The sequence below is a fragment of the Mesorhizobium sp. B2-6-2 genome, assembly GCF_006440615.1.
Taxonomy (GTDB): Bacteria; Pseudomonadota; Alphaproteobacteria; order Rhizobiales; family Rhizobiaceae; genus Mesorhizobium.
Genome location: NZ_VFUG01000002.1, coordinates 472657 through 495649, shown reverse-complemented (window position 1 = coordinate 495649; position 22993 = coordinate 472657). Strand labels below are relative to the sequence as shown.

The 22993-nt window shown below is 65.6% G+C and carries 20 protein-coding genes; 8 read left to right on the top strand and 12 right to left on the bottom strand.

What is annotated here, in order from left to right; genetic code table 11:
• From FJ419_RS07730 to FJ419_RS07720, 3 genes are read right to left on the bottom strand one after another with little or no spacing between them, the layout of a single operon-like run.
• Window positions 1-1269, bottom strand: a complete 1269-nt coding sequence (locus FJ419_RS07730; RefSeq protein WP_140689219.1) for a CCA tRNA nucleotidyltransferase — start codon at window positions 1267-1269, stop codon at window positions 1-3.
• Window positions 1266-1898, bottom strand: a complete 633-nt coding sequence (locus FJ419_RS07725) for a CoA pyrophosphatase (protein WP_140689217.1) — start codon at window positions 1896-1898, stop codon at window positions 1266-1268. The genes FJ419_RS07730 and FJ419_RS07725 overlap by 4 nt, the downstream gene beginning before the upstream one ends.
• Window positions 1898-2683 (bottom strand): DUF1285 domain-containing protein, encoded by a 786-nt coding sequence (locus FJ419_RS07720; protein ID WP_246679144.1) that lies wholly within the window; start codon window positions 2681-2683, stop codon window positions 1898-1900. The genes FJ419_RS07725 and FJ419_RS07720 overlap by 1 nt, the downstream gene beginning before the upstream one ends.
• Window positions 2684-2726: 43 nt before the next feature.
• Between FJ419_RS07720 and FJ419_RS07715 the strand changes: the two genes are divergently transcribed.
• Genes FJ419_RS07715 through FJ419_RS07700 form a run of 4 tightly spaced genes read left to right on the top strand, consistent with a single transcriptional unit; the run spans window position 2727 to window position 9555 of the window.
• On the top strand, window positions 2727-3731 hold the full coding sequence (locus FJ419_RS07715) for a MoxR family ATPase (protein ID WP_140689213.1): 1005 nt from the start codon (window positions 2727-2729) through the stop codon (window positions 3729-3731).
• A complete protein-coding gene (locus FJ419_RS07710) occupies window positions 3731-4645 on the top strand; it encodes a DUF58 domain-containing protein (RefSeq protein WP_140689210.1) in 915 nt (304 codons plus the stop codon). The genes FJ419_RS07715 and FJ419_RS07710 overlap by 1 nt, the downstream gene beginning before the upstream one ends.
• Window positions 4642-7464, top strand: a complete 2823-nt coding sequence (locus FJ419_RS07705; RefSeq protein ID WP_140689208.1) for a DUF4159 domain-containing protein — start codon at window positions 4642-4644, stop codon at window positions 7462-7464. The genes FJ419_RS07710 and FJ419_RS07705 overlap by 4 nt, the downstream gene beginning before the upstream one ends.
• Window positions 7465-7467: 3 nt before the next feature.
• Complete coding sequence (locus FJ419_RS07700) at window positions 7468-9555, top strand: hypothetical protein (RefSeq protein WP_140689206.1); 2088 nt, start codon at window positions 7468-7470, stop codon at window positions 9553-9555.
• Window positions 9556-9717: 162 nt separating this feature from the next.
• Here FJ419_RS07700 and clpS read toward each other — a convergent pair whose 3' ends face one another.
• From clpS to FJ419_RS07680, 4 genes are all read right to left on the bottom strand, one after another.
• Complete coding sequence (clpS, locus tag FJ419_RS07695; protein ID WP_140546186.1) at window positions 9718-10023, bottom strand: ATP-dependent Clp protease adapter ClpS; 306 nt, start codon at window positions 10021-10023, stop codon at window positions 9718-9720.
• 128 nt (window positions 10024-10151) lie between these two features.
• Window positions 10152-10496: a hypothetical protein gene (locus FJ419_RS07690; protein ID WP_246679143.1), complete on the bottom strand. Its 345-nt coding sequence runs from the start codon at window positions 10494-10496 to the stop codon at window positions 10152-10154.
• A 144-nt stretch (window positions 10497-10640) separates the two neighbouring features.
• Entirely contained in the window at window positions 10641-10916 is a 276-nt protein-coding gene (locus FJ419_RS07685; protein ID WP_140689204.1) for a hypothetical protein, read from the bottom strand.
• A 37-nt stretch (window positions 10917-10953) separates the two neighbouring features.
• Complete coding sequence (locus tag FJ419_RS07680) at window positions 10954-11259, bottom strand: hypothetical protein (RefSeq protein ID WP_140546183.1); 306 nt, start codon at window positions 11257-11259, stop codon at window positions 10954-10956.
• Between the two features lie 247 nt (window positions 11260-11506).
• On the opposite strand from FJ419_RS07680, the gene FJ419_RS07675 reads away from it, so the two are divergent.
• The 3 genes from FJ419_RS07675 to FJ419_RS07665 all read left to right on the top strand — a co-directional run bounded on the left by FJ419_RS07675 (window position 11507) and on the right by FJ419_RS07665 (window position 14099).
• Window positions 11507-12223 carry a response regulator transcription factor gene (locus FJ419_RS07675; RefSeq protein ID WP_140689201.1) on the top strand — a complete coding sequence of 239 codons (717 nt, stop codon included), beginning with the start codon at window positions 11507-11509 and terminating at the stop codon, window positions 12221-12223.
• Window positions 12220-13629 (top strand): ATP-binding protein, encoded by a 1410-nt coding sequence (locus FJ419_RS07670; RefSeq protein WP_140689195.1) that lies wholly within the window; start codon window positions 12220-12222, stop codon window positions 13627-13629. The genes FJ419_RS07675 and FJ419_RS07670 overlap by 4 nt, the downstream gene beginning before the upstream one ends.
• Before the next feature lie 95 nt (window positions 13630-13724).
• Window positions 13725-14099 carry a YciI family protein gene (locus tag FJ419_RS07665; RefSeq protein ID WP_140689188.1) on the top strand — a complete coding sequence of 125 codons (375 nt, stop codon included), beginning with the start codon at window positions 13725-13727 and terminating at the stop codon, window positions 14097-14099.
• Between the two features lie 20 nt (window positions 14100-14119).
• On the opposite strand, the gene FJ419_RS07660 is transcribed toward FJ419_RS07665, so the two are convergent.
• Together FJ419_RS07660 and FJ419_RS07655 are read right to left on the bottom strand one after the other, a co-directional pair.
• Window positions 14120-15598 (bottom strand): pyridoxal-dependent decarboxylase, encoded by a 1479-nt coding sequence (locus FJ419_RS07660; RefSeq protein WP_140689181.1) that lies wholly within the window; start codon window positions 15596-15598, stop codon window positions 14120-14122.
• 82 nt (window positions 15599-15680) lie between these two features.
• Window positions 15681-16766: a pyridoxal-phosphate dependent enzyme gene (locus FJ419_RS07655; RefSeq protein WP_140689173.1), complete on the bottom strand. Its 1086-nt coding sequence runs from the start codon at window positions 16764-16766 to the stop codon at window positions 15681-15683.
• 233 nt (window positions 16767-16999) lie between these two features.
• Between FJ419_RS07655 and FJ419_RS07650 the strand changes: the two genes are divergently transcribed.
• On the top strand, window positions 17000-19000 hold the full coding sequence (locus FJ419_RS07650; protein WP_246679142.1) for a transcriptional regulator: 2001 nt from the start codon (window positions 17000-17002) through the stop codon (window positions 18998-19000).
• 428 nt (window positions 19001-19428) lie between these two features.
• Here the strand turns inward: FJ419_RS07650 and FJ419_RS07645 are convergent, their stop codons facing one another.
• From FJ419_RS07645 to FJ419_RS07635, 3 genes are all read right to left on the bottom strand, one after another.
• Complete coding sequence (locus FJ419_RS07645; protein WP_140689164.1) at window positions 19429-20466, bottom strand: MBL fold metallo-hydrolase; 1038 nt, start codon at window positions 20464-20466, stop codon at window positions 19429-19431.
• 104 nt (window positions 20467-20570) lie between these two features.
• Complete coding sequence (locus tag FJ419_RS07640) at window positions 20571-20801, bottom strand: hypothetical protein (RefSeq protein WP_140635390.1); 231 nt, start codon at window positions 20799-20801, stop codon at window positions 20571-20573.
• A 159-nt stretch (window positions 20802-20960) separates the two neighbouring features.
• Entirely contained in the window at window positions 20961-22988 is a 2028-nt protein-coding gene (locus tag FJ419_RS07635) for an autotransporter outer membrane beta-barrel domain-containing protein (protein WP_140689162.1), read from the bottom strand.
• Window positions 22989-22993: the final 5 nt, after the last annotated feature.

Below are 22993 nucleotides of genomic sequence, written 5' to 3'. Positions count from 1 at the left end.
CTAGATCGCTAGAGCCTGCGCGGCGCGTTCCATCAGCACGCCGCGTTCCAGGGTGAAGCCAGACTCGACCCATTCCTTCTCGAGGTTCTTCAGCGTAGCGCCAAGCTTCTGTCCCGGCGACGCGCCAAGCGCGGTCAGGTCGGCACCTTTGATCGGAAACACCGGCTTTTCCCATCTCAGCGTGAAATTGAGCAGGCGTGAAAAGCCGCCGGCCTCCATCATCGCCTGATTGTCCTCAACCGCGCGTGTCCGCGCCCCGGCGAGCGCCAGCCGAATGCGGTCGATATAGCCGTTGCGATCGCCGTAATAGAGTTTCTTGGCCAGCTCGGTCTCGGTCACCTTGGCATCCGGCGCGACGGTCACCGCCCAACGCCGCAGGCGGCCGGCCTCGTCGTTCGACAATCGCAGCCGCTCGCCAAGCGTCTTCATGCGCTCGGCGTCGGGCGGGACGATCGCCTCCAGCCTCAGCACAGGATCGGCGGCCCAGCCAAGATCCTTTCCAGCCCTGACCAGGCCATGGATCGCGTCGATGCCCCATTTCTCGCTTTCCGGCAGCACGGCGGTGAGCACACCTGCCTGGCGCATCCACAAGAGCGCGCGCGAGGGATCGGGGGCCGACAACAGCTTCTTCAGCTCGGACCAGACGCGTTCGGCCGAAAGCCGGGCAAGCCCGTCCTTCAGCCTTGCACAGGCCTTCAGCCCTTCCGCGTCCGGCCGTCCGTCGCCATACCAGGCAAAGAAACGGAAAAAGCGCAGGATGCGCAGATAATCCTCGCGGATGCGCGCCTCCGCGTCGCCGATGAAACGCAGCCGCCGCGCCTCTATATCGGCGACACCGCCGACGAGATCGACGACCGTGCCGTCCGCTTCGGCGTAGAGCGCATTGATGGTGAAGTCGCGCCGTTCGGCATCCGCTTTCCAGTCGCGCCCGAAGATCACCTTTGCCCGCCGGCCGTCGGTCTCGATATCGGCTCTGAGCGTCGTCACCTCATAAGGCTTGCCACCGGCGATCACCGTGATTGTGCCATGCTCGATGCCTGTCGGCACCGTCTTGAAACCGGCCGCCTCGGCGCGCCGGACCGTTTCCTCGGGCACGGTGGTCGCGGCGATGTCGATGTCGGCGACCGGCTGGCCGATCAGCGAATTGCGCACCGCGCCGCCGGCGACACGCGCTTCCTCGCCGCCTTGCTTCAGCGCGGCAAGAAGCTTCTGCAGATGCTTGTCGGCCAGCCAATCGGCCCTGCCCGAGAGTGACGCCTCAGCGGTCAACCATAAAGCCTTTCATAGAGCGTGCGGATGATGCCGGCGGTGACGCCCCAGATACGCTGGCCGCCATAGGGCATCTCGTAGAAGAACCATTCGAGCTCGTTCCACATGCGGCTGTCGCGCGCGTGGTTGGCCGGATCCATCAGGAAGCTCAAGGGCACCTCGAAAGCCGCGTCGACCTCATCGGCATTGAGCGTCAGCGAAAAACCCTGGCGCACGATGGCAAGCACCGGCACGATGCGGTAGCCGCTGCCGGCGACGTAGTCGGGCATGCGGCCGATGATCTCGACGAAATCCCGTTCGAGGCCGATCTCCTCGAAGGTCTCGCGCAGCGCCGTGCCTTCAGGGCCACGATCGGTCGGATCGATGGTGCCGCCTGGAAAAGCCACCTGGCCCGAATGGCTGCGCAGTCTCTCGGCGCGCTTGGTGAGCAGCACCATGGCGCCCTCGGGGCGGTCGACCACGGGAATCAGCACCGCCGCGTCGCGCAGCGGCTTAATGTGTGTGAGCCTGGGATGGCCGGGATTGAAGCGATGATCGCCGAAATCGTCGCCGGGAACGATCGCCGCTTGCGCCGCGACGCGCGCCCGAAAATCCGCGACCGAAAACGCCGCCGGCGTCACCTGGTCCATCACGCGCTCAGCCGCTTCAGCTTCTCGGCCGGCATGATCGGATAGACCTCGCCGCCCGAGCGGATGGCGAACATCGCCTTGCCGCCGATGTCGATCTCCTCGCCATGTTCGACCAGTTCATACATCACCGGACGCGCCACCAGCGCCTCCAGCCGTCCGCGCACCAGCACATAGGGTTTCAGTCCGCCGGTTTCGTCCTCGTCGACGAAGCGCAGCGCATGGCCGGGGCCGGCGGCGACGACATCGCCGACATTCGTGCGGAAGGTGACGACCTGGTCGTTCCCGCGCCCGGACACGTTCATTTCGACGGCGATGAAGGGCGCGTCGACGACGCGGATCCCGACCCGCTCGACCGGTGTCACCAGATAGGTCTTGCCGTCGGCATCCTTGCGCAACACGCTGGAAAAGAGCTGCACCAGCGGCATGCGGCCGATCGGCGTGCCGAGATAGAACCAGGTCCCGTCGGCCTTGATCTCCATGTCGAGGTCGCCACAGAACTCCGGATTCCAGCGCTCGACCGGCGCCGGCCCCTTGCCGGCCCGGGCCGCGCGGGAGATCAGCGCCTCCAGGCCGCGCGCCTCTGTGGCGCCGATCAGGCTCTGTTTGCTCAAGCTGTGCTCGCCGGCGCTCTGTTCGTCCGGCGTTTGTTCACGATGTTCGCTGCGTTCGGCCATGGTCACGAAATAGTCACTGTTGTCCCGATTGTCAGCCTTGTCCGCCCGAGTCTGTGATTTAAGTTCAATTACAGGCGCCAGGTGAGGCCGAATCGCGGCATTCTGCGGCATCGAGAGTGCAGGCCGGCATTTCCAACCACAAGGATCGAACGGCATGAGCGTGATGATCAAGGAAAGCCCGATCAGCGAAAAAGCGATGATCGAGGAAGCCGAAAAGGCGCTGGCCGACATCTCCAGGATTCGCGACGCGGTCGGCAGGGTGATCTTCGGCCAGGAGACGGTCGTCGAGCGCACGCTGGTGGCGCTGCTGGCCGGCGGTCATGCGCTGCTGGTCGGCGTGCCGGGCCTCGCCAAGACCAAGCTGGTCGAGACGCTGGGCATCGTGCTCGGCCTCGATTCGCGCCGCGTCCAGTTCACGCCCGACCTGATGCCGTCGGACATCCTCGGTTCCGAGGTGATGGAACAGGACGAGTTCGGCAAGCGCTCCTTCCGCTTCATTTCCGGGCCGATCTTCACGCAATTGCTGATGGCCGACGAGATCAACCGCGCCTCGCCGCGCACGCAATCGGCGCTGCTGCAGGCGATGCAGGAATATCACGTCACCATCGCCGGCGCCCGCCACGACCTGCCCGCGCCCTTCCACGTGCTTGCGACGCAGAATCCGCTGGAACAGGAAGGCACCTACCCCCTGCCGGAAGCTCAGCTCGACCGCTTCCTGATGCAGGTCGACATCCTCTATCCCGAGATCGAGGCGGAACGCCGCATTCTGCTGGAAACCACCGGCGTCGACGAGGCCAAGGCCGACAATGTGCTGCAGTCGGCACGGCTGAGGGAAATCCAGACGCTGATCCGCCGCATGCCGGTGCCGGAAAGCGTCGTCGAGGCGATCCTCAAGCTGGTGCGTTCGGCCCGGCCCGGCCAGGGCAATGCCGAGACCGACAAGCACGTCGCCTGGGGCCCCGGCCCCCGCGCCAGCCAGGCGCTGACCCTGTGCGCCCGCGCCCGCGCCCTATATGATGGCAGGTTGGCGCCTTCGGTCGACGACATTCGCGCCTTGGCCGAACCGGTGCTGCAGCATCGCATGGCGCTGACTTTCGCCGCCCGCGCCGAAGGCACTTCCGTGCGCGACGTGGTGGCGAAGCTGGCAAAAGGCGTCTGATGGGTCGAATAGGCGAGGTCCAGGCACCGGTTGCGACGCGCGACGCGCTCGCTCGCGGCCGGTTGCGGGCTTCATTGGTGCCGGACCTGCTGGTCGAGGCGCGCCGTATCGTCAACACGGTGATCGCCGGCTGGCATGGCCGCCGCAAGCGCGGCATCGGCGAGAATTTCTGGCAGTTCCGGCCCTATGTGGAAGGCGATTCCTCGCGCATCGACTGGCGTCGCTCCGCCAGGGATGACCACACCTATGTGCGCGACCGCGAATGGGAAGCCGCGCACACCGTCTGGCTCTGGGCCGACCCCTCGCCTTCCATGCTCTACAAATCCGCCGCGGCAAGCGTTTCCAAACAATCGCGCGCGCTGGTGCTGGCGCTCGCCTTGGCCGAGCTCTTGTCGCGCAGCGGCGAGCGCATCGCCTGGCCGGGCCTGACGGACCCGTTCACCGCCCGCAACGGCGCCGAACGCATCGCCGCCCAGCTCGGCCACGCCGCCGCGCTTCCGGCCAAGCCCGATCTGTCGGCCATCCGCCGCTTCTGCGACATCGTGCTGGTCAGCGATTTCCTCGATCCGGTCGAGGAAACCATGGCCTGGCTCGACGTGCTCGCCCGCCACGGCGTGCGCGCGCATCTGATCGAGGTGGCCGATCCGGCGGAGGAAACCTTCCCCTATGCCGGCCGCACCGAGTTCACCGATCCCGAGACCGGCGACAAACTGACCGCCGGCCGCGCCGAGATGTTGGCCGAGGAATATCGCCTGCTTTACCGGGCCCGCCGCGACGAACTGGCCGCCTGGTGCAAGCGTCTCGGCTGGAGCTACACCGTCAACCACACCGACCGCGTCGCCTCCGAGGCGCTGGTGCGCGTCCACATGGCGATGACCGCCGACGGCACCAATTTCGGAAGGGCGGTCGCATGAGCTGGCTGCCGCTTTCGTTCGGGGCGCCCATGGTGCTGTGGGGCCTTCTGGCCCTGCCGGTGATCTGGTGGCTGCTGCGCCTCACCCCGCCCAGGCCGCAGACGGAGGTCTTCCCGCCGCTGAGAATCCTCGCCCGGGTCCTGAGGCGCGAGGAAACTCCGCAGCAAAGCCCGTGGTGGCTGACGCTGCTTCGGTTGCTGATGGCGGCGCTCATCGTGATGGCGCTGGCCGAGCCGGTCTTCAATCCGCGCGAAAAACTGCCGGCGGAGGGCGCCGCGCTGGCGCTTGTCGTCGACAATGGCTGGGCGAGCGCCGCCGACTGGAACAAGCGCGTCGCCACCGCCGAGCGGCTGATCGCCGATGCCGGCTCGAACGGCGTGCCGGTCGTGATCGCCTTCACCGCCGAGAAGCCCAATGCCGAGATCGGTCCTTTCGACGCCTCGGCCGCGCTCGATCACCTGCGCGCCGCCAAGCCGCGGCCGATTCCCACCGACAGGCCCGCCGTCTACGCCCGCGTCGCCACCGCGTTGGAGCGCCTGCCGGGCGCCAGCGTTGCCGTGCTCGCCGATGGGCTTGCCGCCAAAGGCGACGAGGCCGCTTTCAGGACGCTGCTCGAAAAGAACGCGACACGGCTGGTCTGGGCCACGTCCGACCGGCCTTCCGTGACCGGCCTGATCGGCGCCGACAACCAGGTCGATGGTTTCGCTTTGAGCGCCATTCGCGCGCCGGGCAATCCGGCGCCGGCGCAGGTCACCGCTGGCGCCTTCGACGACAAGGGCCGCCGCATCGCCGATGCGACGCTGACCTTCGCGCCGGGCGAAGCCGCCGCCACGGGGACGATGGCGGTCCCCTTCGAGCTGCGCAACGATTTCGCTTCGATCGCGCTGGACGGCGAGCATCAGGCCGGCGCCGTGCGCGTGCTGGACGAGAGCTCGAAACGCCGCCGCGTCGGCCTTCTGTCGCAGGCCGAGGCCGACCAGGCGCAGCCGCTTCTGTCGCCGCTCTATTACATCCGCCGCGCCCTGCAGCCCTTCGCCGACCTTGTCGAGCCGTCGAGCGCCGATCTCGCCGACGCCATTCCGCAGCTTCTCGACCAGAAGCCGGCGATGATCATCATGGCCGACGTCGGCACCATCCCGGCGCAGGTCAAGCAGCGGCTGGTCGACTGGGTCGACAAGGGCGGCACGCTGGTGCGCTTTGCCGGTCCCCGCCTTGCGGCGTCCGGCAATGACGACGACCTTTTGCCGGTCAGGTTGCGCAGCGGCGAGCGCGCGCTGGGCGGCGCGCTGTCCTGGACGACGCCGCAGGCGGTCACCGAATTCCCGAAGAACGGTCCTTTCGCCGATCTTTCCCCGCCCTCCGAGGTGACGGTGAGCCGGCAGGTCCTGGCCGAGCCGACGCCCGACATCGTCGAGCGTACCTGGGCCACGCTTGCCGACGGCACGCCATTGGTGACGGGCATGAAGAAGGATAAGGGCACGCTGGTGCTCTTCCATGTCACGCCAGAGGCGACCTGGTCGAACCTGCCGATCTCCGGCAGCTTCGTCGAGATGCTGCGGCGTGTCGTGCAATTGTCGCGCAACCAGGGCGCCGCGATCGCCAATGCCGAAGCCGCCGCCGCGTCGCTCGCCCCCTATCGCATGATCGGCGCCGACGGCACGCTGACACCGCCCTCGCCGGATGCGCGGCCGCTGGTGCCCGGCGCCGGTCCGCTGCCGGTGACGCTGGAAAACCCGCCGGGCCTTTACGGCTCGGAGACCGGCGTGTTCGCGCACAATCTGCTCAACGCTTCGAGCATATTCACGCCGCTGGCGCGCCCGCAGGTTTCGCTGCCGGTGACGGCTATCCCCTACGCCTTCGATGAATCGGAGAATCTCAAAGGGCCGCTGGTCGCCATCGCGCTCCTTTTGATGGTGCTCGACACGTTGGCCGTGTTCTGGATGGGCGGCCTGCTGACGCGCCGGCCGCGCCGCGCAGGCACGGCGGCGACCGCCGCGGCCGTTCTGGTCGTGCTGGGCGGCCTCATCGGCCATGCCGATCTTGCCCGCGCCGACGATTCCAAGCCCGGCGACACCCAGGCGATCGAGGATATTTCGAAAACCCGCATCGCCTATGTCATCACCGGCGAGCCGGGCGTCGATTCGATCAGCCGCGCCGGCCTCGAGGGCCTCACCCGTTTCCTCATCGAGAAGACCGCGCTTGAGCCCGGGCCGCCGGCCGGCGTCGACATCGCCAAGGACGAGCTGTCCTTCTTCCCGCTGATCTATTGGCCGATCGACGCGACGGCGCCCATGCCCAGCCAGGCGGCGATCGCCCGCATCGACGCCTATATGCAGCAGGGCGGCACGGTTCTGTTCGATACGCGCGACCAGTTTTCGAACGGCATCGGCGCCGCCTCGGCAAGTCCGGCGACCGAGCGGCTGCGCGACATCCTCGGCAATCTCAACGTGCCGCCGCTGGAGCCGGTGCCGTCGGACCACGTGCTGACCAAATCCTTCTTCATCCTTCCGGAGTTCCCCGGCCGCTTCAACGGCAGCCCGCTCTGGGTCGAGGCCTCGCTCGACGCCAGCAACACCGAGAACCGCCCTGTGCGCACCGGCGACGGCGTCTCGCCGATCATGATCACTGCCAATGATTTCGCCGGCGCCTGGGCCATCGACGAGAACGGCGATCCGATGCTGCCGACCGTGCCGCCGGATCCGATGCAGCGCGTCTACGCGCTGCGCGCCGGCGTCAACATCATGATGTATATGCTGACCGGCAACTACAAGTCCGATCAGGTGCATGTGCCCGTGCTGCTCGAACGTCTGGGGCAGTAGCGCATGAACTGGTCGCTCTCCTTCGAACCGCTTCTCTCCTGGCCGCTCTTCGGCCTGCTCTTCGTCCCGCTGCTTTTGCTGGCGCTTGTCGGCCTGTGGTTCCGCCAACGCGGCTCGGCATTGCGCTTCGTCGCGCTGCTCGCGCTTGCCGCTTCATTGCTCAATCCTGTTTTCCTCGCCGAGGAGCGCGAGGCGCTGAAGAGCATCGTCGCCCTCGTCGTCGACCGCAGCCAGAGCCAGGATATCGGCGACCGCACCAAGCAGACCGACGAAGCGCTGGCCGGCCTGCAGCAGCGTCTTGCCCGCTTCAAGCAGTTCGATGTCCGTGTCGTCGAGGCCGGCAAGTCCGAAGCCGCCGACGAGCGCACCGAGACCAGGCTATTCAGCGCGCTGGAGGGCGCCTTCCGCGACGTGCCGCCGTCGCGCATCGGCGGCGCCGTTATGATCACCGATGGCGAGGTGCATGATGCGCCGGCCGGCGCGCCGGAGTTCAACGCGCCGCTGCATGCGCTGATCACCGGCAACGAGCATGAGAAGGACCGCCGCATCCGCTTCGAGAACGCGCCGCGCTTCGGTCTCGTCGGCAAGCCGCTCGACATGACCTACCGCGTCATCTCGACGGAAGGCGATGGTGCTCCGGTGGACGTGCGCGTCTCGGTCAATGGCGAGCAGGTCTCGGTCGAGCACGCGACCGTCGGCCAGCCGATGAAGCTCTCGGTCACGATACCCAATGCCGGTCGCAACATCGTCCAGCTCGGCATAGACCGGGAGCCCGGCGAGCTGACCGACGCCAACAACCGGGCGATTGCCCTGGTCGACGGCATCCGCGAGAACCTGCGCGTGCTCCTGGTTTCCGGCGAACCGCATGCCGGCGAGCGCACCTGGCGCAACCTTTTGAAGTCGGACGCATCGGTCGATCTCGTCCACTTCACCATTCTGCGCCCGCCGGAAAAACAGGACGGCACGCCGATCAACGAGCTGTCGCTGATCGCTTTCCCGACGCGCGAGCTGTTCGTCGAGAAGATCAAGGATTTCGATCTGATCATCTTCGACCGCTACCAGCACCGCGACGTGCTGCCGATCCTCTATTACGACTACATCTCCGAATATGTCGAAAAGGGCGGCGCGCTGCTGATTGCCGCCGGCCCCGAATATGCCGGCGAGAACTCCATTGCCCGCACGCCGCTCAATGCCGCGCTGCCGGCCATGCCGACCGGCGAGGTGGTGGACAAGGCCTTCTATCCGCGCCTGACCGATCTCGGCCAACGCCATCCGGTGACGCGCGGGCTCGACGGCTCGGCAAGCGAGCCGCCGCATTGGAGCCGCTGGTTCCGCACCATCGGCGTCAAGAACCCGGAAGGCGAAGTGGTGATGAAAGGCGCCGACGATCGGCCGCTGCTCCTGCTCGACCGCAAGGGCGAAGGCCGTGTCGGCATGCTCCTGTCCGACCAGGGCTGGCTATGGGCGCGCGGCTTCGAGGGCGGCGGGCCGCATGTCCAGCTTTATCGCCGCATCGCCCACTGGCTTATGAAGGAGCCGGAACTGGAAGAAGAACGGCTGACCGCCGACGGCCGCGGCATGATGCTCGAAATCCGCCGCCAGACGATGAGCGACGATCCCGGTCCCGCCCAGGTCATCACGCCATCCGGCAAGGCGGTGACGGTGAAGCTCGAGAAAGCCGAACCCGGCATCTTCACCGGCAGCCTGCAGACCGGCGAGATCGGCCTTTACCAGATCGGCAATGGCGACCTTACCGCGCTTGCCCATGTCGGCCCGATCAACGCGCCGGAATTTTCCGACGTGATCTCGACCGAGGATCGGCTGAAGGCGCCCGCCGAGGCGACCGGCGGCAGCGTGCGGCGGCTGGCTCCGTCGTCGACGCTCGGCAATCTCGCCGGCGGCTTGACACTGCCGTCGATCGTTCCCGTCCGCTCTTCAGCGGCCGCGTCGGGCGACGACTGGGTAGGCCTGCGCACCACCGACGACAGCACGCTCAAAGCCGTGTCGCGCGTGCCGCTGTTCGGCGGCTTCCTCGGCCTCGGCCTGCTGCTGCTCGCCATCGGCTCGATGTGGTATCGCGAAGGGCGGTGAGTTTTTCCTTCGCCCCGTTTACGGGGAGAAGGTGCCCGAAGGGCGGATGAGGGGCAGCGCCCAGCCAATCAGAATTCAGCGCCTGCCTTACCCCTCACCCTGCTCGGTCGGCAAGCCGACCTCGCTGTCCCTCTCCCCGTGAACGGGGCGAGGGAAAAGCCCCTACTCTTCCGGTTCTGTGGTGAACAGCAGCGGATAGCCCTTGGCCTTGCCGGCGTCGGTCGCCCGCGTCGCCTTGGTCTCGGCGATATCGCGCGTAAACACCGCGACGACGCACACGCCGCGCGTATGCGCGGTGATCATGACGCGATGCGCCTGATCCTCGCTGAGCTTGAATTCGCCCTTGAGCACCGTCACCACGAACTCGCGCGGCGTGAAATCGTCATTGACGAGGATGACTTTGTAGAGCTTCGGCCGCTCGGTTTTCGGCTGCGTCTTAGTGCGGGGTTTGAGGACGGTTTCGGGCATCGGATCCACCAGCGAGAACTGGGCTCTCTCGCTCTCATTCTGTCACGCAGCAAATATACGTCCAGTTCCACGCGCGGGTAATGCCGGCCTGGACCATCAGCTCTATGTGGGGAATCACTGCCGAAGGGTCAACGGCCCTGGCGCCCGACCTGGCGGCGCAACGCGGTGCCCGATCTGCCGGAACGTGCACCGCCACTCATGTCGGAGCCGCGTTCGACGAAGGCGAAGAACATCCAGCCGACAAGGCCGATCACGGTCGCGCCGGCCAGCAGGATCAGGACCCAGGACTGCGCCGGCGTGATGTAGTCGAAGCTTGAAGAGATCAGCGGAGCGAACAGCTCGGGCTCGGTCCTGCCGCTGGCGGGATCCGGCACGGGGCTTGCGGTAAAGATGATCAACGATCGTGCCGCCGCGGTGGCGATCAGGCCGCCGAGGGTCAACGAACGCATCAGGGACGAAAACCGCTTCTTCATGCGGATTGTCCTGCAGCACCGGCATTGCAATCAGGTTAAGGATAGACTGAATGCGGTGGAAACCTGCCGGTTTCGGGCTCCCGCCGAAGCCGCCCCTGCCGAAATCGACTGGAGCGGCTTCATCTAGTGGCGCCGAGCGCTGGATCAGGGCTTCTTGGCAGCCGGCTTCGCAGCAACGGGCTTCGCAGCCGACGCCTTCTTCTTGACCGGGCACTTGTGCGTCTTGGTCACTTTGCAGGCCTTCTTGGCAGCGGCTTTCTTCATCGGCTTCGCAGCCATGCTATCCGCCGGAGCAGGCGTGGTGGTCGCGGTCGAAGCAGCCGGAGCAGCGGTCGTCGTGGCGGCCGCGTTGCCGAGCGCCGGCATCGCGAAGGCGAGAGCAACACCGAGGCCGAGGGCGGAGAGGATGGACTTCTTCATGGCTTCATTTCCCTTTTCTTGCGGGTCTGGATGAGTGTCACTGAACGGGATCGATCGGTGCCACTCCAAGCAGCTTCAAAGCATTTGCGAGCATCCGGATCCCCTGTGCCTGTTTCTTGTTGGCGCAGAACCGGTTTCCCTTTCTTTGCAGTGCTTTCGCCGCGGTGACCTGCGTTGCCGCGGCATGCGTTTCGAGAGCTTCGTCAACCTGACGGCTCAGATTGGTGCAGCGCTCGGTCCGGGTGAGCGGGGCGGCGACCTTTGCAGTGGAGGCGCCGTCTGCGGCTGTGATGAGCGATATGCTGAGCAAAGCACCCATCACGCTGATCCAGAACCTCTGCATTGGTCTTGTCCGTTACTTCCGGAAACTTGCGTCGCAGCCGATGATCTGACCGCCACGGCATCGGTTATGCCCTTGAAATTTTTCACCAGTTTTTCTCGATTGTAGAATTTTGTTTCTGGATTGTTTCTGGGAACCCAGCCGGCACGGCGATCGCGGCCACTGGCCAAGATGTGGCCCGAATTCTATCGTGTGGGTTGTCTGGAACGGGTATTCAGCAAGAGCCGGCAAAGAGAATGATAGGTTTCGAGTGAAATCCGACGCGCACATACTGATCGTCGATGACGACAAGGGCATACGCGACCTGCTGCAGGAGTTCTTCCAGAAGCGCGGGCTGCACACGACGGTGGCCGGCGACGGCACCGAGATGGAAGCGGTCCTGCGCCGCACGCCGGTCGACCTGATCGTTCTCGACGTGATGCTGCCCGGCAAAAGCGGGCTTGAGCTGTGCCGCGAGATCCGCGCCAACTACACCACGCCGATCATCATGCTGACCGCGGTCACCGAAACGACCGACCGCGTGGTGGGCCTGGAAATGGGCGCCGACGACTACGTGCCCAAGCCCTTCGATCCACGCGAGTTGTTGGCCCGCATCCGCGCCGTGCTGAGACGCAACGGCAGCGCCGAGCCGCGTCGGCCCACCGCCAGGCAGGTCTACCGCTTTGCCGGCTGGACCATGGATTGCGCGCGCCGCCGCCTGACGGCGCCCGACGACGTCCGGGTTGAGCTGACGATGGCCGAGTTCAACCTGCTGCAGACCTTCGTCAGGAGCGCGCAGCGCGTGCTTACCCGTGAGCAGCTGATCGAGCTGTCCGGCGGCGACACCGGCTACAGCTTCGATCGCAGCGTCGACATTCTGGTGAGCCGCCTGCGCCGCAAGATGGAAGACGATCCGAAAACGCCGAAACTGATCCTGACCGTGCGCAGCGGCGGCTATCAGTTCCTGCCCGAGACGACGTCCGAATGAGACGCTTCCTGCCGCAGACCCTGCCAGTCTGGGTGCTGCTCATCGTCATTGCCGGTCTCATGCTGAGCCAGGTGACGACGCTTTACATCGTCGCGCGCGATCGGGCCGCCGCCAACAGCGTCGTCGATCTCTACCGGTTGAACGACCGCGCCTATTCGCTGGTGCAGCTGATGCATGACGCCACGCCCGAAGAACGCAAGGCGACCGCCTCCGGCCTGTTCAACTCGACCTATGCGCTGACGGTTTCGGACACGCCCGCCGTCACCTCTTCGATCGCCGGCGACGACCAGCTTGCCGAGTTGGAGGACATCCTGGTCGGCCGCCTGTCGAAGTTCGGCATCACCGATGCGCGCGTGCGCCGCGATCCGGCCACTCAGGAGGCCGATGTCCCGGACGGGCAGGCGGTGAACAAGGATGTCGGCCAGGTCGAGCGCGACCTGCTGGTCCTGGCCGCGGATTTCGCGCAAAGCGACAAGCTGACCGCCTCGCTGCGCTTTTCCGATGGGCAGTGGCTGAATTTCACCGAACCGATCACGCCGGCGGGACCGATTCTGAGCCTCGAAAGCCTGCCGCTTTACTCATTGATCGCCGGTTTGATCGTCATCATGTCGATCTGGTCGCTGCGCCGGCTGACCGCGCCCTACCGGATGATGGAAACGGCGGTGACGCGCATCGGCAACGACCTGAAAAGCCCGCCGATCGCCGAAAGCGGCAGCCGCGAGATCCGTGCAGCCGCGAAGGCGATAAACGCCATGCAGATGCGGCTGCGCGATTATGTCGAGGATCGCGAGCACCTCGCGGCGGCGTTGGCACATGATCTACGCACGCCGCTGACCCGGATGCGCCTGCGTCTCGAACTGTTGCGCAGGTCGCCCGCGCGCGAGGCGCTGGCGCACGACCTCGCCGACATCGAAAGCATCGCGAGCTCGGTCATCGACTTCGCCAAATTCGAGGTGACCGAGGAAAAGGCCGAGCGGATCGATTTCTGGTCGCTGGTGGAATCGGTGGCGGACTCCTTCGACGGCGCATCCTTCGACGAAGACGTGGTCCCGTCGCGCGGCCTGATCTGCGTCGCACGGCCGGTGGCGCTGCGCCGCTGCATCACCAATCTCATCCAGAACGCGGTAACCTACGGCAAAAAGGCGCATCTCGGCGTGCGGCGATCGGGCGACACGATCACGCTTTCGATCCGCGACGAGGGTCCCGGCATTCCGCAGGCGAAGCTGGATGCGGTGTTCGGCTCCTTCGTGCGGCTGGAGGAATCGCGCAACCGCACGACCGGCGGCCTCGGCCTCGGCCTCACCATCGCCCGCAACATAGCGCGCGGCGCCGGCGGCGAGGTCGATCTCTCCAATCACCCTGGTGGCGGGCTGCTGACGGAGCTGCGGCTGCCGCTGGCAACTTGAGTCAGGAGTGGGCTTTGTCCGCCACCGGCGCCACTGGATCAGCCGAACCATCCTTGTGATAGTGCGGCCCGCCTGGTCACGAGGGAAATCGACCCATGTTCTACGCCGTCCTTGCCTATCATGTCGAAGACACCGTGCAGTCCTGGTCGTCCGACGGGGATGCGGCATTGATGAAAGACCTGCTCGAGGTCAACGACAGGCTGACGCGCGAGGGCAAGCTCGGGCCGGCGGCCAGGCTCGGCGCGACGGCCAAGGCCGTGACGCTGCGCGGTCCGGGCGACGGCATGGTGATCGATGGTCCCTTTGCCGAGACCAAGGAGCAGTTGCTCGGTCTCTATGTCCTCGACTGCGCGACCCAGGACGAGGCGATAGCGGTGGCGCGCGACCTCAAGCGCGTCAACCCCACCGCCGTCTACGAGATCCGGCCGATCATGCTCTATCTACCGGGCGCCACGCTGACGGTAAGCTGAGACAGCTTCCCGAGCGTGCTTCAGACCGATATCGCGGCCTCGATTTCCTGTCCCAGCCTGAGCATCTCCGTCACCAGCAGGTCGAGATCGCCGCGGCGCGTGCGGTGATTGGCGATTGCCACCCTCAGGCAATGCCGGCCCTGCACCGTGGTATCGGATAACGCCGCGGTGCCCTCTTCCTGGAGTCTCAGCATGATCTCGGTGTTGAACGCCTTGAGGCTTTCCTCCGATGCGCCATCCAGGCGATGGCGGAAGCAGACGATGTTGATGGTGGTCGGCGCCATCAGTTCGAGCGCGGGCTCCGCCTCGATCAGCCGGGTGAGGTGGCGGGCCTGGGCGATGTTCTGGTCGATAAGGCGGCCGAACTTCTCGACGCCATGCTCCTTCAGCGCCATCCAGATCTTGAGCGCACGGAAGCCGCGCGACGTTTGAAGCCCATAATCGTGCAGCCACTCTCCGGAGGCCAGGCCCCGCGGCGTCGATTCCAGATATTCCGGCGTCACGGCAAATGTGTTGCGGTGCTGGGATGCGTCCCGCACCAGCGCGCAACCGGCTTCGAACGGCGCGTGCAGCCATTTATGCGGATCGAGCGCGATCGAATCCGCCTGCTCGATGCCGGCGACGAGCGATCGGTTCTCAGGCGCGATCGCGATGAGCGCGCCGATGCAGCCGTCGACATGGAACCAGAGGTCCTGTTCGGCCGCCACGCTCGCCAGCACCTGCAGGTCGTCGACCGCGCCGGTGTTGACGGTGCCGGCGGTGCCGATCACGCAGGCCGGCCAGAAGCCCGTCTCGCGGTCCTCCGCGATTGCCGCCTTGAGTGCGGCGATATCGATGCGCAAGCCGGCATCGGTCTGGATTCGCCGCAGCGCCTGATTGCCGAGGCCGAGCGCCTCCACAGCCTTGCGATGACAGGAATGGACCTGGTCCGAGGCGTAGTAGCGCAACGGCTTCGGCATGGAGCCGACACCCCGCTCGCGCACGTCGACGCCTGCCTTGACGTTGCGCGCTACGGTCAGGCCGATGATGTTGGCCATCGAGCCGCCGCTGACCAGCGTGCCGCTGGCCGAGGCTGGGAAACCGACCATCTCCTTCATCCAGTTGACGACCTGGCTGTCCATCAGTGCGGCGGCATGGTTGCCGCCGCCGAGATTGGAGCCCTGGATCGCCGCCAGGAAATCGCCGAGCGCGCCGGTGAAGTTGCTGGATCCCATATACCAGGACCAGAAACGCGGATGGATGTTGCCCATCGGGTAAGGCATCACGTTGCGGGCGACGTCGTCATAGACGTCAGCCGCCGGCGCCGGCGAGCGCGGCAAAGGTGCGCCGAAGAATGCCCGCACCTCGGCCGGCATCTCGCGCCAGACCGGCCGGTCGCGGACATCCTCGAGATAGGCGATTGCATCGTCGAGGATTCGGTGCGAGAGCGCTCCCACATCGGCCCAATCCGGCGGATCGAGTGTTTCGTCCACGTTGGTCGCTTCCTGAAATATATCCATCTCGCCTCTCCCGCCGGCGTGGGTCGACCCGCGCTTAAAAGAACGGCGCCGCCATGCGGGGGCGGCGTCGCGGTCGGTTTTGTCAGGCTTCAAACTGGCAACTCGGCGTCGAGCGCGACAGCGCCGTTTCCTCGGCGTCCATGTCCGCCTCGATGCCGTCGAAGAGCGGCGTCGACATGTAGCGCTCCCCCGTGTCGGGCAGTATGCACAGGATCACCGAGCCGGCGGGGGCCTTGCCCGCGATCTGCCGCGCCACGGCGAAAGTGGCGCCGCCGGAGATGCCGGTGAAGATGCCCTCCTGCCGCGCCAGCGCCTTCGTCCATTTGATGCCTTCAGGACCGGGGATCGGCACCACCTCGTCGTAATAGCGTTGGTCGATCGCCTCCTGCAGCACGTTGGGGATGAAGTCCGGCGTCCAGCCCTGGATCGGATGCGGCTCGAAGGCCGGGTGGCTGGCGGCCGGCGCGCCGCCGGCGCCGCGCTCCTGGGCCTTGCCGCTGCCGATCAGCTGGGCGTTCGCCGGCTCGGCGAGCACGATCTTCACCTCCGGCCGCTCGCGGCGCAGCACGCGGCCGACGCCGGCCACCGTGCCGCCCGTGCCGTAGCCGGTGACCAACACATCGAGCCTGGAAGCGGCGAAATCATTGATGATCTCGCGCGCTGTCGTCGCCTCGTGGATGGCGGCGTTGGCCTCGGTCTCGAACTGCCGCGCCAGGAACCAGCCATTGGTTTCGGCAAGCTCGACCGCCTTCTTGTACATGCCGAATCCCTTCTGGGCGCGCGGCGTCAGCACCACCTTGGCGCCAAGCATGCGCATCAGCTTGCGGCGCTCGATCGAGAAGCTGTCGGCCATCGTCACCACCAGCGGATAGCCTTTCTGCGCGCAGACCATGGCAAGGCCGATGCCGGTGTTGCCGCTCGTCGCCTCGACCACGGTCTGGCCGGGCTTGAGCTTACCGCTGCGCTCGCCTTCCTCGATGATGTTGAGGGCCAGCCGGTCCTTCACCGAGGCCGCCGGGTTGAAGAATTCGGCCTTCACATAGATCGTGGCATGCGCCGGGCCGAGATTGTTGATGCGGATGACCGGCGTGTCGCCGACCGTGTCGAGAATGCTGTCGAACAGACGGCCGCGCCCGGACGTGGTCCTGATTTTCAATTGATGCAACATGGCTCTCTCCTCACGTGCCGGTTACAAACCGGCGGCTTGGGCGGCGCGGTTTCGACACCTTGCCGCGTTAGTTGCGTGTGACTTGCCGGCAAATTCGGCAAAGGCCGCATCCGGCTCGAAATTCGCCGACGGATGCGCCCTGTCGTGTTTGGTGATAGAACATGGACCAACTGTTCGGCGTGGGAGCGAGCGTGGAAACGGACATGGAATCCGTTCGGTCGGCTCTGAAAAGCATGGCAGCCAGCCTTTCGATCAGGCTGCTCGGCCCGTTTGCGATCATGCGCGACGATGTTCCTGTGGCCTTGCCTTCGTCACGCAAGCTGCGCGCCCTGCTTGCCTATCTGGCTCTGGCGCCCCACCCAGTCAGCCGCAGCCGCCTTTGCGAGCTTCTCTGGGACGTGCCCAACGATCCGCGCGGCGAGTTGCGCTGGTGCCTGAGCAAGCTGCGTGCCGCGCTCGACGAACCGGGCTTGCGCCGGATCGAGACGGAAGGCGACACCGTGGCGCTTCGCCTCGGCGATGTGAGCGTCGATGCCGTCGCGGCAGCTGCCGCGGTGGCGAAAGGGATCGAGACACTTGGCCTCGACCGCCTGCGGACGCTTGCGCAACTGTTCGCCGGCGATTTTCTCGACGGCCTCGAGCTCGGTCGCAGCCCGCATTTCAGCAGCTGGCTGACGGCGCAGCGCCGCCGTTTCAGCGCATGTCATGTCGCGGTTCTGGAGCATATTATCGGGCTTCTCCCACGCGGAGCCGATGAGGCCGGCGCCTATATCGACAAATGGCTGGAGCTTGCGCCCTTCGACGGCCGCGCGCATGTGGCGCTGCTGGAAAATCTGGCCCGGCGCGGGCAGATCGGCGCCGGCGAGGAGCATCTTGCCACGGCAGCGGAGCTGTTTCACTCGGAAGAGCTGGATTTCACGCCATTGCGCGAGGCTTGGCAGGAGATAAGAGCCCGGAACGCCGGCGCAACGCCATGCGCCCGATCCGGGCCGGCTTTCCCGGTCTCGGAATCGCCGGTCGCCGCGAACGAATCCGAGCCCGTTGCGACACGCCGGGCTTCGCTCGCGGTGATGCCGTTTGCGGAGAGCGCCGGCGCCGGCGGCTTCCGTGGCGGGCTGGCCGATGGCCTCACGCATGACATCATTACGCGGCTTGCCAAGCTGCGCGATTTCTTCGTTATCGCCCGCGGCTCTGTCTTCGCGCTCGCCGAGAAGAACATCGCGCCGGAAGACGCCGGGCGCAGGCTGAATGTCGACTATGTCGCGACTGGTTCGGTGCGAGCTCTGCCGGGCCGGTTCATCGTCTCGGTCGAGCTTGTCGAGGTCCGCACGGCAAGGATCGTTTGGGCGGAAACCTTCGAGCACAAACCCGACGACATCTTCATCGTCATCGAGGATATCGGCAACAGCATCGTCTCGTCGATCGCCGCCGAGATCGCGACGGTGGAGCGCAACCGCGCATTGCTGAAAGCCCCAAACTCGCTCAATGCCTGGGAGGCCTATCATCGCGGCCTCTGGCACATGTATCGCTTCACCCGCCAGAAAAACGAGCTGGCGCAGCATTTCTTCGGCGAGGCATTGAAACTCGATCCCACTTTCGCGCGCGCCTATGCCGGCATGTCCTTCACCCACTGGCAGAATGCTTTCCAGCGCTGGGGCGACCGCGACCACGAGACCGCGCTTGCCTTTGAAAGCGCCGGCCAGAGCCTTTCGGTCGACGACCGCAACCCCGCCGCCCATTGGGCGATGGGCCGCGCGCTTTGGCTGCGCGGCGAGCAGGACGGATCGCTGCTGGAGCTCGCGAGCGCCGTCGACCTCAGCCCCAATTTCGCGCTCGGCCACTACGCGCTGTCCTTCGTCCATTCGCAGTCGGGCGACCCGCAATCGGCGATCGGTTCGTCGGACCATTCGCGCCATCTGAGCCCCTTCGATCCGCTGCTGTTCGGCATGATGGGCGCGCGCGCCATGGCGCATGCAAGGCTCGGCGAATTCGAAGCGGCGGCCGAATGGGCGCTGAAGGCCGCGGCACGCCCTAACGCCCATCTCATCATACTGGCGATCGCCGCTCATTGCCTGGCGCTGGCCGGCCGGCAGGAGGAGGCGCGAACCTTCGCCGCCGCGATCCGCAACACCTTGCCGAACTATCGCGCCGACGATTTCATCGCGACATTCCGGTTCGACCGGGATGGAGAAGCCCTGTTCCGGAACGGCGCCAAGCTCATCGGGCTGAACTGAACCCGGCTAAAGCATGCCTCCCGAAAGTGGGAACCGGTTTCGGGACAAAGGCATGCGTAGAATCAAGAACCTAAAGCGCAGGGAGCGAATCTGAAAGATCGCGACGCGCTTTAGTGGCACTGCACAGGGATTTTGACCGGTCGGCTCTGTTTGTGTTGGCAGGCGGCATGCCTTGCAGATTGGCCGAAACGCCCATCGCGATCGTCATTCCAGGGCGGAGCAGGAGCGAAGCTCCGTCGCGAAGACCCTGAAATCCATGCCGTTACCTTCGCCAAGGCGTGTAACGGAGCAGAATTCTGCACCGAGGCGGCGCTTCCAAGTCACGGAATGGATTCCATGGTCTGCGCGCGTCGCTTCGCTCCTTGCTCCGCCATAGAATGACGACGTCGGGGCGGCTTCATCCAATCCCCGGCGTTTGCGCTGGGGAACTAGTGAGATAACGGGCCGCTGGCTTTCCGCCAGGCGTCGATGCCGCCCTGGATATGGCGGGCGCTGGAAATCCCGACGTCCTGCGCCGCTTGCACCGCCATCGCCGAACGCTCGCCGAAGGCGCAATAGAACAGGATCTGTTTGCTGGTCGACTTCGCCAGCTCGTGCAACATACCGCCGGCGGCGATGTTTTCCTGCAGCCGCGCATAAGGCAGGTGAATCGCGCCGGGGATGGCCCCGTGGCGCTCGCGCTCGGTCTGCTCGCGCAGGTCGATCAACGCGACGTCGGGTCGCCCGACCAGCGCCAGCGCCTGCTCCGCGGTGACCGCCCAGCCGCGGCTGGCGATGTCGTCCTGGTGCAGCCCGACCCGGATGTTGGCGGGCACGGCCACATCCATCATTTTCGGGTTGGACAGGTTGAGATTGTTCATGATGTTCACATACTCGTCGACCGACTTCACCTGCAGGCGCGGATTGAAGGCCTTTTCCTCGCCGATCGTCGACACGGTCTCGCCCTTGTAGTCATGCGCCGGGAAGATCAGCGTCTCGTCGGGCAGCTTGAGCAGCCGGCCGAAGATCGATTCATATTGCTGGCGCGGATCGCCGTTCTGGAAATCGGTGCGGCCGGTGCCGCGGATGAGCAGCGTGTCGCCGGTGAACACACGATCCGGCAGGATGAAGCTGTAGGAATCGTCGGTGTGGCCGGGCGTATAGATGACATCGAGCGCCAGGCCTTCGATGCCGAGCTTGTCGCCGTCGGCAAGCCGCATCGACACCACGTCGGCCTTGGTCTGCTCACCCATCACGGTCACGCAATGCGTCTTGTCGCGCAACGCGCCGAGTCCGGTGATGTGGTCGGCATGAAGATGCGTGTCGACCGCCTTGACCAGCCTCAGATCCAGCTCATTGACCAGCTGCAGATAGCGCTCAACCTTCTCCAGCACTGGATCGATGATCAGCGCCTCGCCGCCGCGCCGGCTGGCAAGCAGATAGGAATAGGTGCCCGAAACGGAATCGAAGAGCTGACGGAAGATCATCCTGCGACGTGCCCCACCTGCAACGCTGGCCTTCACGAATGCAATGATCCGCGAGGCCGCGTGGCAGTATAGGATTGTGGCGCTTTTTGACCAAGCGCTTATCGTCAGCCAATGACCGCGATTTTCCACGCCAACAGGGCAGCTATCGCCGCGGCGGTGAGAAGCGTCGCCCAGCCATGCCGCCCGATGGCATGCACGACAAGAACGGCGAGGCCGGCGCAAACGGCGGCGAGCGCGCCTTCGATATAGAAGATTTCATCGCCGCGCAGCTGTGCGCCGGCCGCTCCACCGATCCTGAAGAATTCCAGGATCGACCGGACCGCGATGACGAGCAACAGGCCAAGCGCTATTTGCGCGGCTCGCGGTTCGGACAGCCAGTTCCAGATTCGCCTCACAAGACCCTGCCTGTCATCCATGTTAGAACAGGGCCAACGAGCCCATCCGTCGTAAAAAGGTACTCAAGTCGTGCCAGCACCCGTGTTGTCTTGCATCCCTCAAAAAGCCTTGCTGAGGCGAGCCTGGCCGCGAACGGTGAAGGCATTATCGCTTCCGTAGCCGGCCTCGAAGCCGGCATTGAGCATCATGCCGGCGCCCACCTGCGCCGCCACGTCCGCGCCGGCAAAGCCGCGCAGCACAAATTTCTTGCCGCCGGCGGGAAAAGAGATGTCCTGGCCAAGCAATGTCGCCGAAACTTCGCCGCTGTTTTGCGCGATCGCATCGATCCCCGCTCGAAGCATGGTTTGCCAAGCCTGGCTAGGCGTGCCGACAGGCGCCAAAGCCAGCGCGAGCTGACCGCGCGCCGAAAACACGTTGACGTTGCGGCGCGCGACCGCGAGATCGCCGTCCGAACCGATCTCTCCGTAGTCGTCGACGAAGAAGCCTACGTAACGCAGCCGCACGCTGGGGATCAGCGTGCCGGCCGCGACCGGCAGCCGAGTGCCGAACATAACCGACGGGCTGAGAAAGACGCTGCTGAAATCGGCCCGCGCCGTCTCGACGCCATCAAGCACCAGGTTGTTCGCGACACGGCGGCGGCTGTGCTCCTCGATCGCGCCGGCAATCAACGTCACCCCGGCAAAATGCGAACCTCCGTCATAGCCGAGATAACCGCCCGCAAATACGCTGCGATGGGCGATCTCCTGCGCATCGTCGTCGATCTCGGTCGATCCCGCAGCACCTCCCAGCAGCAGGCCACCCAGGAAGCCGTCGCCCGCGCGTTTTTCAGCGCCGGCAACCACGCCGCCCAGCGCCTCGCTGAACCCGGCCGATGCGCCGGAACCACCCTGGGCGCGTATCCCGCCGAATGTCGAGATCCAGGCGTCTGGATGCGGCGCAGGCAAGCCATTGCCTGGGGTAGACATGCGCGCCTCGGCGACACCGGCTATGCCGTCGACAAGGTCTTCGATAAGCGGCCCGCTGCTGGCAAACCCGGTGATGTCCGCCACCGCCACGCTGTCGCCGCTCGTCACGAACGGCCTGCCGCCGGTCAGGACGGTTTGTGGCACCCCGCTTCCCGAGAAACTCATGACGGCGTTCAGCGCGAGACCGAAGGTGACGGTGTTGCCGCCGCCGGAAAAGACGATCGGCCCCTGGATGGCCGTTCCGCCCAACAGGTTCAGCGTCGCACCCGGCGCGCCAAGATAGATTGCCACGCTCTGGTCGCTGAAGACGCGGCCGGAATTGGTCACGACGGAGTTGCTGCCTTGGGCGGCGATGCCCACGGCCCCTGTCCCCTCGACAATGACCGAACCGGAATTGCCGATCGTGGCATTGCCGAACAGCGTGCCTATGCCTGTCGAGGCTGTCCCTAAGGCATTGACTGTGCCGCTGTTGGCGATTGCGATGTCATTGCCGCTGGCGCCAATGCCGACGGAAGCCAGCCCCGACACAGTGATCGACCCGGAATTCTCCAGCCGAAGGCCGTTGCTCTGCCAGATGATCCCGGCGGCGGCGATCCCATAGGCCTCGATCGAGCCGCTATTATCTATCTCCAGGTCCGGCCCATCGCCGATGATGCCTGCGGCGGCCGTGCCTGAAACGCCGATAAAGCCACGGTTGTCCACGCGCCCGCCCGGGGCGTCGCTGATGATGCCGTATGAGGCAACGCCAAGCGCCTCTATCGCGCCATCGTTCACGATATGCGCATTGCCGACCTCCGACAAAACGCCGATCGAGCCATCGCCTGTCGCCAGAATGACTCCGTTGTTGAGGATGGTCGCGTCGAGCCCTTGCGAATGCACATTGGCGGCGCCGTCGCCAAATGTTGCTATCAACCCGTAATTGGTGAGCTGCTGGCCCGAATTGAGCATCCGCACTGCATCGGCACCGATGCCGAATGTTTCGATCGCTCCGTTTGGAGCCACGATGCCGGTGTCGCCGGCGCCGGTCATCGTCTGCTGGCCGGCTGTGACGCCATTGCCGATGGCAAAACTTTGCGGGAACGCGGTGCCGCTAGCTAGCGAGACCCCGGCGAAAATCGACAGCGCAACCGCGCCTGGAACCCCTGTGCGCGACGTCGGCATCACCC